Source organism: Mucilaginibacter angelicae (assembly GCF_042434235.1).
Lineage (GTDB): Bacteria > Bacteroidota > Bacteroidia > Sphingobacteriales > Sphingobacteriaceae > Mucilaginibacter > Mucilaginibacter angelicae.
The window spans coordinates 326,294-341,321 of record NZ_JBHLTS010000020.1 but is presented as its reverse complement, the minus strand read 5'-3'; the positions used below and the strand labels follow the sequence as shown (position 1 = coordinate 341,321).

Below are 15,028 nucleotides of genomic sequence, written 5' to 3'. Positions count from 1 at the left end.
ACGACTTTGGGTTTATCCGTTAGGATATTTATTCATAGGTAGTTGATTATCCTTTTATCATACCTACTTTTTTCAGCAGCTTACGATTTTCACGACGGTGAATTAAACGGTAAACTATAGCGTAGATAATAGGCAATATCAGTAAGGTTAGTATGGTTGAAGTTACCAAACCGCCTATTACTACAATAGCCAATGGCTTTTGAGTTTCAGAACCAATACCTGTTGAGATAGCTGCCGGCATCAAACCAATAGCAGCCATCAAGGCAGTCATTACTACGGGGCGTACACGTGATATTACACCCTGCATAATAGCCTCATCAAGATGCATTTTTTCCTCAATGTTTTTCTTGAACACCGAGATCAGGATCACACCGTTCTGGATACAGACACCAAACAAGGCTATGAAACCAATACCTGCCGAGATACTGAAGTTGGTGCCTGTAATATGCAGTGCTAAAATACCACCGATAAGTGCGAACGGCACGTTAAGAATAACCAACACTGCATCTTTAGCGTTACCGAAGGTGATGAACAAAATCAGGAATATCACCAGTAAACATACAGGCACAACGTGCGCTAATGTATTTGATGCCCTGATCTGGTTTTCAAACTCACCATTCCAGGTAAAGGAGTAGCCTTGGTCAAGTTTTACGGCAGCGCCAACTTTTTCCTGTGCTTCGGCAATGGTACTACCTAAATCGCGGCCACGCACCGAGAATTTTACAGCGATATAGCGCATGTTGTTGTCGCGGTAAATAAACGCCGGACCGGTTAGCGTAGTGATCTTGGAGATCTCTTTAATGGCAATTTTTGAACCGTTTAACGTAGGCACCATCAGGTTCTCAATTTTACTTTGAGTGTCCCTGAATTGTTTCTGATAACGGATGCGGATATCAAACTTACGTTCGCCTTCATAAAGTTGTGAGGCCGCTTTACCGCCAATAGCCATTTCAATAACTGAGTTAGCATCGGCAGTTGATACGCCGTAAAGCGCCATTTTACGCTGATCAAGCTCAATACGGAACTCCGGCTGACCAAGGTTGCGCAAGATGCCAAGGTCTTCCACACCCTGGATCTTTTTAAGCACGGCCATTACCGAATCAGCCTTCTGATCGAGCACCTGGAAATCGGGGCCGAATATTTTAACAGCCATGGAGGCTGGTACACCTGCAACCGCTTCGGCTACGTTATCAATGATAGGCTGCGAGTAGTTGAATACGATACCCGGGAACTGGCTTAATTTCTTGTCCATCTCTGCTATCAGCTCTTCCTGGGTAATATCGCGTTTCCATTCCTTTTTAGGTAAAAGGTCAACCTGGATCTGTACGTTAAAGAAGCCTTTAGGGTCGGTACCGTCATTGGTACGGCCAACCTGCGACAGGGTTTGTTTCACCTCCGGAAAGGTTGACAATATCTGCCTCATTTTATCAGTAACCTTAACCGAGCTTTCCAGCGATGTACTCATCGGCAGCTGCGCAGTTACCCAAAGGGCACCCTCGTTAAGCTGCGGAAGGAATTCCGAGCCTAAAAACTTGGCCGAGAAGAAGGTTACCGACATAAAGGCAACCGCTACAATGAGGCTCAGTTTTTGGTTACGGTAAGTATAGCTGAACATACGGCGGATACCGTTTTCAAAGAATATTACAACCGGGTTATGTTTTTCTCTTACGTTTTTATTAAGCAAAATACTTGAAAGGGCGGGTACCAGGGTAAGCGTGAAAATCAATGCACCCAGCAGCGCAAAACCTAAAGTGTAAGCCAGTGGAGAGAACATTTTACCTTCAACCTTCTGAAAAGCGAAGATTGGCACCAAGCAGGTAAGAATGATGAGCTTGGAGAAGAAGATAGCTTTACCCATTTCGGCGCCTACATTCTTGAACAAGCCAAGCTTAGCCAGCCCGTTGAATTTTTGCATGCCTACTTCCTTAGCCCGGTGATCGAGCGCCACAAAGATTCCCTCGACCATCACCACTGCGCCATCTATAATGATACCAAAGTCGACCGCACCCATGGAGAGCAGGTTGGCGCTCATGCCCTTTAATCGTAAACAGATAAAGGCAAACAACAAAGCCAATGGTATAATGATGGCTACAATAAGTGTTGTACGCCAATCGGCCATGAACAGGAACACGATAACAGTTACCAGGATAATACCTTCGCAAAGGTTGTGGATCACAGTTTCGGTACAAAAATCCATCAGGTTAGTACGATCGTAAAAAGTGGAGATCTTTACATCCGCAGGCAATACGCTTTTATTAAGGTCAACAACTTTTTGGTTGATAAGCTTTAATACCTCGGCAGGGTTTTCACCTTTACGCATTACCACAATGCCTTCAATAACATCGTTGTTTTTATCGCGGCCAACCTGGCCTAAACGCGGTAAACCGCCTTCTTTAATTTCGGCAATATCGCGGGCCAGGATAGGTACGTTATTTACATTTTTAATGATGATATTCTGGATCTCTTCAATATTATTGATCAAACCGATACCACGTACAACATAAGCCTGGTCGTTTTTTTCAATAATATCGCCACCCACATTAATGTTACTGCGGTTAAGGGCAGTGTAAACATCAAGCGAGGTAAGGCCGTATTTTTGTAATAACGAAGGGTTTACGCTCACTTCGTAAGTTTTTTCCTCGCCGCCAAAGCTGTTAACGTCGGCTACCCCCGGAATTGATTTAAACTGGCGGTCAAGTACCCAATCTTGTATGGCTGTAAGGTCATGTAATGATTTGGTATGGCTTTTTAAGGTATAGCGGAAAATTTCACCTGTCGGGCCGTACGGCGGCTCAACCTCGGGTTTTACTCCATCGGGTAAATCGGCATTGCCCAAGCGGCTTAATACCTGCTGGCGTGCAAACGCGTCATCAACGTCATCATCAAAAATAATACGGATATATGAAAGCCCGAACGATGATGTAGTACGGAGATTAGCCTTTTTCTGTACCGAGTTCAAAACGGTTTCCATAGGTATGGTGACCATTTTTTCCATCTCTTCGGCACTGCGGCCCGGCCATTGGGCTATGATAATGATCTGCGTGTTGGTAACGTCAGGAAAGGTCTCGATGGGGGTGTTGGTATAGCTCCACACACCTAAAACAACCAATACCAGTGTCATAAAAAACACGAAGTAGCGGTGCTTAAGCGAGAAGTATATTATATTTTTGATGAACTTGTTCATTGTAGTCTTTGTATTTTTAAAACGTAAATGCCCGGTTTTAAAGCCCGGCAATTTTTAGTTTACCCGCCTGTTAGTTGTTGCCGGCAATGGCATCATAAAAAAGCAGCTGGTTTTTTGATATGATCTTATCGCCGGCCTGCAAGCCAGATGATATGTAGGTGGTATCTTCAACTGTTTTTATAACGTTTACCTGGCGTACTTTCAAATCGTCTTTACTGTTGTACACTACTACGAAGTTTTTGCTGTTGTCATAAACAACGGCTTTGGCCGGTATAGCAACCGACTGTGCTTTTTCGCTGTTTGCTATGATTACGCTGGTGAACATCTCAGGTTTAAGCAGCATGCCATCATTAGGCAATATTATTTTGATCTTCAATACCTTGTTGTCCGGGTCAAGCACCGAGCTAACAGCATCAACCTTACCGGTAAAAACTTTATCGGGATAGGCAATGGTGGTAACTTTTGCAGTATAACCTACCTTAACGCGGCTAATGTCTGATTCAAATACGTTAGCCCAGATCCATACATCTTTCATGTTGGAGATAGTGAACATGCTGTTATTATTATCCGGACGGATATAACCGCCTGCTGTGATATTTTTTTCAACTACGAAACCGCTTTCAGGGGCTTTGATCACTAATGTACCGCCCGGGCTGGTATTACCACCACCATTGATAGCAATTTGGTCTTTAACCTTGCTGTAAGCAGCTTCGGCTTTATTATAGTTTTCTTTAGCTTCGGTATAATCGCGCTCGCTTGAGATGCCGTTCTTATACAGGTATTCGGCCTGTTCAAGCTGGCGTTTATAAATAGCAAGGTCGGATTTTGATGAGCTCAGGTCGGTATAGTTACCTGCAACATCGGCACTGCGCACAATGGCAAGGGTTTGGCCTTTACTTACTTTATCGCCCAACGAAACTTTTACATCCAATACCTGCCCGCTCGAAAAAGGGAATACTTTAACAACCGTGTTGTCATCGTATGAAACCTCGCCCGAAAGGGTAAGCTCATTTTTTATGGTAGCGATCTTGGCAGTATCGATAGTGATAATTTTTGCCATTGAATCGCTCACAGTTACCTGTTTGTTTTCAACAGCAGGAGGGGTTTTGCCTTTGCAAGCGGCAAGCAATAGTAAAGCTGAGATGCCGGAAAACAGCGTTTCTCTTTTCATCATAGTAAGTCTTAAAATGTTAGTCAGGATTTTATTACAGTTGTGCCAACAGCAAAGTTGAGGTCGGCGATAGCTTTTTGCAGGTTAAATTGCTGCTGCAATATTTTTAGTTTAGTATCCTTATAGGTGTCAAAAAAGTCAACAAACTCTACAAGGCTTATCTGGCGTTGCTGGAAGCTTTTAAGCATAGCGCCGAACAGTTTGTCATATTGTTCGTTAAAGGCGATTTGCTGGGTGGAGAACAGCTGCACGTTCAGTTTATATTGATTAACGGCGGCTACAACATCATTTTTAAGCTGAAATTCATTTTGTTTTAAAGTGCTTTCCTGGCTTTTAATGTTGTATTGAGCCGATTTGATATTGCCCTGATTGCGGTTGAACAAAGGGATTGGAAAACCAATCTGCAAGCCATAGTAATGCGGGGCATAGCTGCTGTTCTGATCGTATGAAACACCTAATGTAACGTCAGGCACAGCAAGCGCTTTTTGATAAGCAAGGTTATGGGTAGCCGAACTTAACTGGTACTGGCTCGACAGGTAATCGGGCCTGTTGGTCATGGCCTGGGTTATAAGCGACTGCACATCAAGATCAACCGTTTCAGTTGGTTTGGCATTTATAATTGGTTGTACAAACGTAGTTTCTTTAGTTTGCAGCAACGTTTTAAGCTCTGTTTGCAGATCATTGATCTGGCGGTTATTCTCAACCATGTCATTCTGCAAGCCAAATAGCAGGGCTTTCAAACGGATGAGGTCCTTTGCGGAAGTGTTACCTACATCAAATGATTTTTGAATGGCGTTAACCAGTTCGGTGGCCGCTTTGATCTCGTTTTGGTAAACCGCCTGTTGCGCGTTCAACGAACCCAGCTGGCTAAAATCAAGCTGCAGGTTGTAACGCAGGTTACGCATCAGGTCGTTAAAAGCAGCTTCCTGAACTTTGGCATCGTCTTCGGCCACTTTTACCTGTTTGCCGCGTTTGCCCGCAGTGGTAAACACCTGGTTTAGCTGAACAAATATTTGTCCGCCGCCATTGGAGTGGTTGAAAAATTTATTAGTGCTGCCGTCATGAATGTTCTGATCGGTGCTTAGGGTTGGGTTATCCCAAAGTTTAGCTTGTTGAATGAGTGCTTTTGAGGCATCAACATTATACTTTTGGGCAAGCAGGCTAAGGTTATTTTCAATAAACTGTTTTTCAGCGTCAGGGAAGGTGATCTTTAAAGTATCTGTTTGTGCTTCGGCCTTTTGTGTTAGTAAACTAAAAAATAACGGTGATATAAATAGCAGGGATTTTATAGTACGCATGTTTCCTTCATCAATTCTACATTACAAAAATTCAAAACACTTATGAATTTTGTATGAAGTGAGGAAAAACTAATGGTAGGGGAAAAAGGATCTGAACCTTGATTAATAGGATTTGAGGATTATCCTGATAATAAGCGGCGTCATTAAATCAAGCAATCCATAAATCCTAAAAATCAGGGTTCCTTCAGATATTTATCTCAAAATCATCTGCATCTTTCAAAAATGGCAGTGCAGTGCGTACTTTTTCAACTTCATCACCTATGATGCTAAAAGTATAAAGGTCTTCTTCATCGCGTTTGTAATAAACTACCTTGCCGTTAGGGTCAATACAGGTAGAATCACCGCTATGATAAACTTCGTTACCATCATGGCCTACACGATTCACCGCTATTACGTACGACTGGTTTTCAACCGCGCGTGCCGGTATCAGGGTGCGCCAGTGAGCAGCCCTGCGCTCGGGCCAGTTGGCCACTACAATGAGCAGATCGTAAGCGTTTTCTTCAATATTGCGCAGCCACACGGGGAAACGCAGATCGTAACAGATCACCGAGCAAATTTTCCAGCCATTAAGTTCAACAAAAAGTTTTTTGGTCCCGGCAGTGTAGGTATTATGTTCGTTGCCAAGAGCAAAAAGATGGCGCTTATCGTAGTGCTCGTGGGTGCCATCGGGACGCATCCAAATTAACCGGTTGTAGTATTTACTTCCCTCTTTAATAATGATGCTTCCGGTTATCACGCAATCATACTGTTTGGCTGTTTTTTCCATCCATTGCATGGTTTTGCCATTCATGGGTTCGGCCAGTTCGGCAGCATTCATGGTGAAGCCTGTAGTAAACATTTCGGGCAGTATAATAAGGTCTGTTTTCTCGCGGATCCCGCCCGAGAGCCTGAGCGTAATATTCTGAAGATTTTTATCGGTATTTTCCCAAAAAAGGTAGCCTTGAAAAACAGTAATTTTAAGATTTTCCATAATAGTGGTTCATAGTTAATGGATCATGGTTCATGGCAAAAAATGCATGACAATTGGTTGATCCATACTGATAAAACTTATACAATTTGGCTATGATCCATGAACTATGAACCATGATCCAAAATCAAACTTCAATGACCTGGCTATGATCCATTAACTACGAACCATGAACCAAAAATCAAATGCGAATTAACCTATCAACGGCTTTATCTAAAGTTTCTTGCCTTTTGGCGAAACAAAACCTTAACACATGGTGATCAATCCCCTTGCTATAAAAGGCCGAAACAGGTATGGATGCCACCCCAAATTCCTTTGCTACGCGGATAGAAAAGTCGGCGTCTTTTTCATCGCTGATAGCACGGTAACGCACTGATTGAAAGTATGATCCGCTACATGGTAAAAGCTCGAACCTGGTTTGTTCAAGCCCCTTACGGAAATAGTCGCGTTTCTCCCTGAAAAAATCGGCCAGACTGAGATAGGTTTCTTCATTTTTTAAATGCTCAGCAATGGCATATTGGATAGGCGTATTCACCGCGAACACCAAAAACTGGTGGATCTTCCTGAATTCGTTCATGAGATAGGCAGGCGCCATGCAATAGCCAACCTTCCAGCCCGTGGCATGAAAAGGTTTGCCGAAGGAGGCCACAATGAAACTGCGTTGCTGCAGATCAGGGTAGCGGGCCATGCTATGGTGGGTTTCACCATCGTAAATCAGGTGCTCGTATACTTCATCGCTTAAAATCAATATATCCTGGTTTTTTACCAGTGCGCTCAACTCGTCAATATCTTCCTTATGTAAAATGGTTGCCGTTGGGTTATGCGGCGAGTTAAGGATGATCATTTTAGTTTTTTGGTTGATCAGGCGCTTAACCATGTCCCATGCGATGCGGTAATTGGGAGGTTCAAGAGCAAGCGATTTCACAACGCCGCCCATCAGTTTAATAGCGGGGGCGTAGCAATCAAATGCGGGCTCGAAAATGATAACTTCATCATTAGGGTGTATTACGGCGCTAATAGCCGTAAATATAGCTTGTGTGCCGCCGGCAGTGATGGTGATCTCTGTTTCGGGATTATATACAGCGCCGTAAAGTTTTTCGGTTTTTTCGGCAATACGCTCTCTTAAAGCCATAACACCTGCCATGGGCGCATATTGATTATGCCCCTCTTTCATGGCTTTATTTACAAGCTCAATAAGCCCGGGCGAACAATCGTAATCAGGAAAACCCTGCGATAGATTTATTGCACCCAGCTCGTTGGCCAGGGCCGACATGACGGTGAATATGGTGGTTCCGGTTTGGGGTAATTTTGAAACTACGGGTATCATCAATGGCTAAAGTAGGGAAAAATCATCATGAACCTATCCACATAAATGGGTATTTTTTGTATTTAGAAATATTTTAATTTAAAGGTTTAAACATGTTTGGGATATTTTAGCAGGGGATTTTGGCTGGAAAACGTTTTACTTCTCATTGGAAATAGAACCTTTAAAAAAAATGGGGACGATTATTATCGCTAATAAAAATGCCGCAATAACGGATACTACTACGTTGGCAATAACCCGGTAATCGGGCATTACCCAAAACCTCAAAGCAATTATAATTGCGGTAAAAATGGTCACAAGGATCCAGTATTTTGAACTGGGTTGATTGTCATAATGGACAACAGGCATTCTTCGGAAGTAATAAATTATGTATACCGCACTGATGAGCGTAAACGAATGTTGCAGGATTTTATAAAGGGGTACAGCTGCTATAATGGTTCGGTTAAACATCCCCGGAAATAAATTGACGAAGTATCCTGCAGGATGCGTAAAAGCATCTAAAAACAAATGAGAGCACGCACCAATAAAAACCGAAAGCAAAACTACAGGCCAGTGCTTTTTAAAATAACCGTTCCAGTTAAAGGTTTTGTATAGGGATAAGCGCTTGCTTAAAACCGGTGGCAGGTTATCGAACAGGTTATTACGGACAATGTTGTGGAATAAAAATGCCAGCAGTACACCCAACGGAATATCGAACCAAAACAATCCCTCTATAGTGTGACTGTAAATGCTGGATATGTGCATCCTGATAAAGTATTCAAAATCAGGAACAACAGCGCCTGCTATTAAACCGGTTAAAGAAAACCGCCGGGTTTTAAGGTTGTCGAGTGGTAAAACGATAGCAGGGTGCGCAAAAGTAAAAGGCATAGGTTAGCTTGTAAAGGTTAAAATTACTAAAACGAAACTAACAGGCAACGCTTATTTAAGCCAGGTGCTTACCCTGCGTTCGTAATACCGGTAGCTGATTGTGGCGAAACCTATAAACAGCAAGGTTACTAAAAAAGGGGAGAGGGAATTCAGGCTTCCAAGATAAGAACCATAACTGTTAATGAGCGATATGCCAATCACTTCGTGGATCAGGTAAATGCTGTAAGAGATTTTGCCAATATGGGTGAGCAGCTTGTTTTCGAGCATGGTTAGCATGGTTTTTTTGTATATCATCAACAAAAATAAAATGCTCATTACCGGGATCCCCAAAAGCAAAACAGTTGAATTGCTGTAATATGCAAGGGTATCCGTTACCTGGCAAATTAGGATAACCACAAAACCATATGTGCTTAAATTGCGGAAACCAAACCTGGTACCTTTAAATAACTGGAAAAAGAAAACACCGAAGCAAAACCAGCCTATGTTAAACGTGAGGTTAAATATTTCGCTGATCCTGCGCCAGTTGCTGAAAAAAATGCCCGGATGGTTGTGCCCCAAGTAGTTTGGGACCTCTTTAAAAATACTGACTAATATTGCTGCCAATACAAAGTTTCGGAGGAAGTTTCGCTTATTAATAAAGTAGACAACCGCTGCCAGTACATAAAATTGAAGTTCAACCCATAGGGTCCAATAACTGCCATTGATCCATTGGATAGGCCTGCCCAAGGCTTCTGACCATAAAGCCGGATGAGCGAAAGTTAAACCGGGCAATAAATTGATTGCCTCATGTGCGCCTGGAAAATGATGCACCTTATCCAGCAAGGGAGCAGTTAAGAAAGTTAACAGCGAACACAAGAGCATTGCCGGAAAAAGACGGATAAACCGGTTTTTGAAAAAAGAAGAAATATTACTGGTGTTCTCTAAGGTATAGTTAATTACAAAACCGGAGATCATGAAGAAAAAATTAACACCCAGGTAGCCGAAGCTGAAAATCTGTACAACAAAACCTGCATGCGGGTAGTGCACCACATAAGGGTTGGTTAAATGATACAGCACCACACCAATAAGCGCGATAAACCGAAAGCCATCTATAATCAGGATCCGTTGTGCTGGCATTTAATCAGGATAATCTGCCAGCAACACGTTTAGGAATAGCTAATGGTTGCCTGTCAGTACTTTTAACTATAATTCTGATCGGTAAAATTGTTAATCAGTCAATATATTATCCGTGATCTTTGCAATATCGTAGCTGATCTTATTGATAAAACCCAATTGTTCTTTTAATAAGGCATCCTCTGCCTGGGCTACAGGTTTCTGTACTTCCGGGTTAACCGGTGGGATTTTACCTATATTAAACTCAATATTGGGGGCCTGCAGTTTTTGACCGGTATCATTTAACACGGTTATACTTTTTTTGATCAGCTTCATAGCCTCAGGGTGGGCAACCGGGATTTCCTTTTTGCTTTGTGCCGATGCAATGGTAGCGATGTATGATGAAAGGATATGGTTAAGCACCACGAATTTATGTACTTCCTTTATTTTGCGCTGTTTGCTTTTGGGCTCTGATGTCATCCGCTCAAACATGGCCGAAAGGTTGGCCGATTTTACATAAACTTCCTTGCGTGCCAGTTTATAAGTGGTAATGCTGGTTATTTTACCCGAGATGCTTTCGGCAATGGTAACCAGGTAATTGATATTGGCTACAATCACATCCCTAAGGGTTTCCTGGATCTGTTCAAACTCCCAGGTCGGGAATATTAAATAGCTGGCCACGAGGGCTATGGTGGAACCTATGATGGTATCCAGGATCCTTTCCTGTGCTACGTTGAGCAACCCTACCCCTAAAAACTTGAACAGGATAAGCACATACGGGGTCATGAAAATAACGCTTACTACATAGTTAAGGCGTTGAAAGCTGTATGCACCCATCATAAATATGATTAGAAAAATAAACTGTGCGGTGGCATTAGGGATAAAGGTAAGTATGGCTATGCCTATAACGCCGCCGCCAATGGTGCCTATTAAACGTTGATAGTTTCGCTGCTTGGAGAGGCTGAAACCCGGTTTCAATATCACGATGATGGTAAGCAGCACCCAATAACTGTGGTGGCCTAATGATACAAGTTTGGCCGTAATAAAGCCCACCAAACAAACCAATGCTACCCGCAAAGCATGTTTGAATGCGCCCGATGCCAGTGTGAAATTGTCGAAGAAAATATGCGGTGCAAAATCCTGGTGACTAACAAATGCGGTGTACTCAACATCACCTTTAGGGTCGTTCAATGATTCGGCTGCTTTGGAGCTGTAATATTTATAAATGTTATTGATGCCCTCGCTAAGTGAACGCAGGTTTACCAGGATCTTTTTAAGTACCAGGTTACTGGTTTCCTGGTTGTTTTTGCCGATAGAATCGATTTTGACTTTGAGTTTCTCCAGCTCAATTGTAAAATCGGTTAGGTGACGACGGCGTGTGTTTGATAATACAATATAAGCAATATCGTCAAGCTCATCGGCCATGTTATGGATAATGCGGGCTATCTCGGTAAGTACGCCGGTATCTTTAAATTTTTCGCGGATGTGGTTGTAATCATAGTGCGTTGCCATGATCTGCTCGTAAATATCAACCAGGTCAACAAAAGTAAGCACCAGGATCCGGCTTGGCGCTGTTGATTCGCGGGCCATGATACGGCTTTTAAAAAGCAATTCACGCACGGCATCCTGGTGCTGGCTTACCTGGATCTGTTTGGAAACCAGCTTGCGGTAGTTTTCGTCGATATCGGTATCTGATAAATAAAAATCAGCTTTGATGCGTAAAAAGCGTGCTATATCGGTTACGTTTTCGCCAAGGGCCTGTTGTGCAGCACGGTATGGGCGAATGCCGAAAAATAGCAGACTGAAGATCATATACCAGACACCGCCTGCTAAAATGGTAGCGCTGTAACCCAATACCTCGGGCGCTGCCAATGCCTTATCCATCATGAAAATCATGATCAGTAACGAGCAGGTACCCACAGATGCCGCCCTGTTACCATAAACGGTAAACATGGAAAACAGAAAGGCGAAGAAGGTGATCTCAAAACCAAGGGTAAATACATTAAGCCGGGCAAAACCGGTAATAACCGCCACTAAAAACAGGCAGAGGTTACCGGCTGCCATAGCGTTACGCTTGTGTGATACAGGGCCGGGGGTATCAATAACGCAGATACACAATGCGCCCAGTGAAAGCGTAAGGCCAAGGTCGAACTTATCAAACTGCATGAGCAGCAGTGAGGGGAGTAAAATGCCTATGCAAATGCGAATGCCATCAGAAAAATATTGACTGTAAAAGAAACTTTTTATTTCCCTGATGTTTATAGACATGGTAGTAGCAGCTTTATAAATAACAGAACTATTATAAGCAATTTTGTTTGTTCGGCCTGTTTTTATTAAATATAATTTATAGCCCCAAAAATGACGTTTCAAATTTACATAATTTTAATTTTAGTGCCTTTTTTTAATAAAAATGGCATAAATTAAAGTTTTGTGTTAATAAATATTTACTTTTTGATGAAATTAAATTAAAGATCAGTAAATTCACCCCCCGGAAAAAGGCTGAAAGCTAAACCAATCAATTTTACCTCAATTTAATTTTTTACTATGTCGCCAACGTTAAAACTCAGCCAAAGAGAAGCAGCTTTTAATAATGAAGTTGTTACCCGATTTGAGTTATATAACAGTTTGTTTCAAACGCTTCCGTTTTACCAGGTAAAGGATACCGGGATCTTATTGCCGTTCTTCAGTTCGCATTGCGAAAAGGGCGCTATAACACATGATTCGCCGACAGATATTATCGAGTCGTTTTTTGAAAAGTACGTACCGGATATCGATCACCGCGAACAGATCAACCGCATGTTCAGGTTTATTCAGTACATTGAACGCCAGGTTGTTTTGTTTGATGCTATTGAAGATTCATCTTTTAGTAAAATAGGTAAATTTGATGATAGTGGTACTCTGCAGAGCTTATTACAGCATGCAGCCATCAGCGACGAAGCCCGCCAGGATATCAGCGAAAAATTAAAGGATTTTTCCCTTCGCCTGGTGCTTACTGCTCACCCAACACAGTTTTACCCCGGCACGGTGCTGGGCATCATGACCGATTTAATTGAGGCTGTAAAAACCAACGATATCAATAATATTGATGTGTTATTGCAGCAATTGGGTAAAACACCTTTCTTTAATAAAACATCACCAACGCCTGTTGATGAGGCCGTTAGCCTTTCATGGTTTTTGGAAAATATATTTTACCATGCCGTATCAGGCATCCAGTCAAAACTGGAAGAGGAATTTGATATTAATGCCGCAAGCCGCCAGATATTAGAGCTTGGCTTTTGGCCGGGTGGCGACCGTGATGGTAACCCTAACGTAACCACTCAAACTACTAAAGAAGTTGCCAGCTTTTTAAGGCAGCGCCTGTTCAGGTGTTATTACCGCGATTTCAGGACACTGAAACGCCGTATTACTTTCCGTGGTGTTGAAGAGGCCATGACCAAGCTGGAAACCTTGTTTTACAAAAACGCAAACGAGCAGTTAACGCCGGTTGACCTGCAGGGTGAGCTATTGGGCCTGCTGCTTTCTATAAAAGAAGTGATCCTTAAAGATCATGATGGCCTGTTTGTGGATATTGTTGAGGATATGATCCAAAAGGTACGCCTTTTTGGATGTTATTTCGCAACGATTGATATAAGGCAGGACAGCCGCATTTTACGCAAGGTTTTTGAATACGGTACCCAAAACATCGATACTGGTGTAGCCGAAGATTATTCAGAATTAAGTGAAGATGAAAAAGTAAAAAGCATCACCTTTAAAGAGGCCGATTTTGTTTGCCCTGATGAGGAAAAGGATGCCATGATCCATGATACACTGGATACCATCAGGCTGGTTAAACAGATCCAGGAAGGTAACGGCGAAAAGGCCTGTCAGCGTTTTATCATCAGTAATTGCCAGCGTGCATCTGATATCCTGCAATTGATTGACCTGTTTTTATGGAGCGGTTGGAAAAAAGATAGCCTGAGCATTGATTTTATGCCGCTGTTTGAAACCGTGAACGATCTGGAGCATGCTGCTGCCATTATGGAGCAACTGTACACCCATCCGTTTTATGCCGAGCACCTGAAAAACAGGGGCAGCCAGCAAACTATTATGCTTGGTTTTTCGGATAGTACTAAAGATGGCGGTTACCTGATGGCTAACTGGTCGATATATAAAGCTAAAGTTGAGCTTACCGCTATGGCCCGTAAGTATGGCATTCAACTGGCATTTTTTGATGGCAGGGGAGGCCCGCCGGCACGCGGAGGTGGTAAAACCCACCGTTTTTATGCATCGATGGGTAAAGAGATTGCCAATGAGCATATCCAGTTAACTATACAAGGCCAAACCGTAAGCTCACAATATGGCTCGGTTGAAACTGCAAGGTTTAACATGGAGCAACTGATTAATGCAGGTGTTATTTCGGCCCTGCACCCTAACCGTAACGATTTGTTGGATAGCCGCCACAAAGATTTGATTCAGCAAATGGCTGATGTAAGCTATAAGCTGTTTATCGATCTGCGTGCGCATCCTTTGTTTGTTGAATACCTGGAGAAATTCAGTCCGCTGAAGTTATTGTCAAGGATCAATATCAGCAGCCGCCCAACCAAGCGTAATGCCGGCGCGCAATTGAAACTGGAAGATTTGAGGGCTATCAGCTTTGTAACCTCATGGAGCCAGCTTAAACAAAGCATCCCAGGCTTTTATGGTGTAGGCACAGCGCTTAAACAAGTTAAGGAAACCGGCGGTTGGGACGAGATCAAAGAGCTTTACCAAACTTCAGGTTTCTTTAAAACCATGCTGGATAACTGTATGATGTCCATGTCAAAATCAGATTTCAGGGTTACGGCTTATTTAGAGCAGGATGAAAAATTTGGCACCTTCTGGAAAATGCTGAAAGATGAGTTTGTACTCACCCGCGAAATGCTGCTTGAACTAACCGGCAGTACTGTACTAATGGAAGAGTACCCGGTTGAACGCCGTTCTATCGCCATTCGCGAAAAGATCGTGTTGCCGCTGGTAATCATTCAGCATTATGCCCTGCAGTGTATCAATTATGAAAAGGACACCGAGCTTAACGATGTTTATAACAAGCTGGTGATCCGTACGGTTTACGGTATTGTAAATGCCGGCCGTAATTTGGCTTAGAGTT

Annotated in this window: 9 protein-coding genes; 1 reads left to right on the top strand and 8 read right to left on the bottom strand. The window is 42.8% G+C overall.

Features of this window, described 5'->3' with window-relative positions:
• Positions 1–46: 46 nt before the first annotated feature.
• The 8 genes from ACFFGT_RS09665 to ACFFGT_RS09630 form a co-directional block, all read right to left on the bottom strand.
• The gene (locus ACFFGT_RS09665; RefSeq protein ID WP_377022316.1) at positions 47–3,184 is read right to left on the bottom strand and encodes an efflux RND transporter permease subunit; all 3,138 of its coding nucleotides are present in this window, start codon (positions 3,182–3,184) and stop codon (positions 47–49) included.
• A 70-nt stretch (positions 3,185–3,254) separates the two neighbouring features.
• Entirely contained in the window at positions 3,255–4,358 is a 1,104-nt protein-coding gene (locus tag ACFFGT_RS09660; protein WP_377022315.1) for an efflux RND transporter periplasmic adaptor subunit, read from the bottom strand.
• 20 nt (positions 4,359–4,378) lie between these two features.
• Positions 4,379–5,653 carry a TolC family protein gene (locus tag ACFFGT_RS09655; protein ID WP_377022314.1) on the bottom strand — a complete coding sequence of 425 codons (1,275 nt, stop codon included), beginning with the start codon at positions 5,651–5,653 and terminating at the stop codon, positions 4,379–4,381.
• Between the two features lie 184 nt (positions 5,654–5,837).
• Complete coding sequence (locus ACFFGT_RS09650; protein ID WP_377022313.1) at positions 5,838–6,623, bottom strand: amidohydrolase; 786 nt, start codon at positions 6,621–6,623, stop codon at positions 5,838–5,840.
• A gap of 178 nt (positions 6,624–6,801) precedes the next feature.
• Positions 6,802–7,947 (bottom strand): methionine aminotransferase, encoded by a 1,146-nt coding sequence (locus ACFFGT_RS09645; RefSeq protein ID WP_377022312.1) that lies wholly within the window; start codon positions 7,945–7,947, stop codon positions 6,802–6,804.
• Between the two features lie 135 nt (positions 7,948–8,082).
• Positions 8,083–8,811 (bottom strand): DUF4184 family protein, encoded by a 729-nt coding sequence (locus ACFFGT_RS09640; RefSeq protein ID WP_377022311.1) that lies wholly within the window; start codon positions 8,809–8,811, stop codon positions 8,083–8,085.
• Positions 8,812–8,862: 51 nt separating this feature from the next.
• The gene (locus tag ACFFGT_RS09635) at positions 8,863–9,927 is read right to left on the bottom strand and encodes an acyltransferase family protein (protein WP_377022310.1); all 1,065 of its coding nucleotides are present in this window, start codon (positions 9,925–9,927) and stop codon (positions 8,863–8,865) included.
• A 90-nt stretch (positions 9,928–10,017) separates the two neighbouring features.
• Positions 10,018–12,171: an FUSC family membrane protein gene (locus tag ACFFGT_RS09630; protein ID WP_377022309.1), complete on the bottom strand. Its 2,154-nt coding sequence runs from the start codon at positions 12,169–12,171 to the stop codon at positions 10,018–10,020.
• A 276-nt stretch (positions 12,172–12,447) separates the two neighbouring features.
• On the opposite strand from ACFFGT_RS09630, the gene ACFFGT_RS09625 reads away from it, so the two are divergent.
• The gene (locus tag ACFFGT_RS09625; protein ID WP_377022308.1) at positions 12,448–15,024 is read left to right on the top strand and encodes a phosphoenolpyruvate carboxylase; all 2,577 of its coding nucleotides are present in this window, start codon (positions 12,448–12,450) and stop codon (positions 15,022–15,024) included.
• Positions 15,025–15,028: the final 4 nt, after the last annotated feature.

Excerpts from the sequence above, each read along its gene's own strand:
- ACFFGT_RS09625 (WP_377022308.1), top strand. The coding sequence starts at position 12,448 with ATGTCGCCAACGTTAAAACTCAGCCAAAGAGAAGCAGCTTTTAATAAT.
- ACFFGT_RS09655 (WP_377022314.1), bottom strand. The coding sequence starts at position 5,653 with ATGCGTACTATAAAATCCCTGCTATTTATATCACCGTTATTTTTTAGT.
- ACFFGT_RS09665 (WP_377022316.1), bottom strand. The coding sequence starts at position 3,184 with ATGAACAAGTTCATCAAAAATATAATATACTTCTCGCTTAAGCACCGC.
- ACFFGT_RS09650 (WP_377022313.1), bottom strand. The coding sequence starts at position 6,623 with ATGGAAAATCTTAAAATTACTGTTTTTCAAGGCTACCTTTTTTGGGAA.
- ACFFGT_RS09640 (WP_377022311.1), bottom strand. The coding sequence starts at position 8,811 with ATGCCTTTTACTTTTGCGCACCCTGCTATCGTTTTACCACTCGACAAC.
- ACFFGT_RS09660 (WP_377022315.1), bottom strand. The coding sequence starts at position 4,358 with ATGATGAAAAGAGAAACGCTGTTTTCCGGCATCTCAGCTTTACTATTG.
- ACFFGT_RS09635 (WP_377022310.1), bottom strand. The coding sequence starts at position 9,927 with ATGCCAGCACAACGGATCCTGATTATAGATGGCTTTCGGTTTATCGCG.
- ACFFGT_RS09630 (WP_377022309.1), bottom strand. The coding sequence starts at position 12,171 with ATGTCTATAAACATCAGGGAAATAAAAAGTTTCTTTTACAGTCAATAT.
- ACFFGT_RS09645 (WP_377022312.1), bottom strand. The coding sequence starts at position 7,947 with ATGATACCCGTAGTTTCAAAATTACCCCAAACCGGAACCACCATATTC.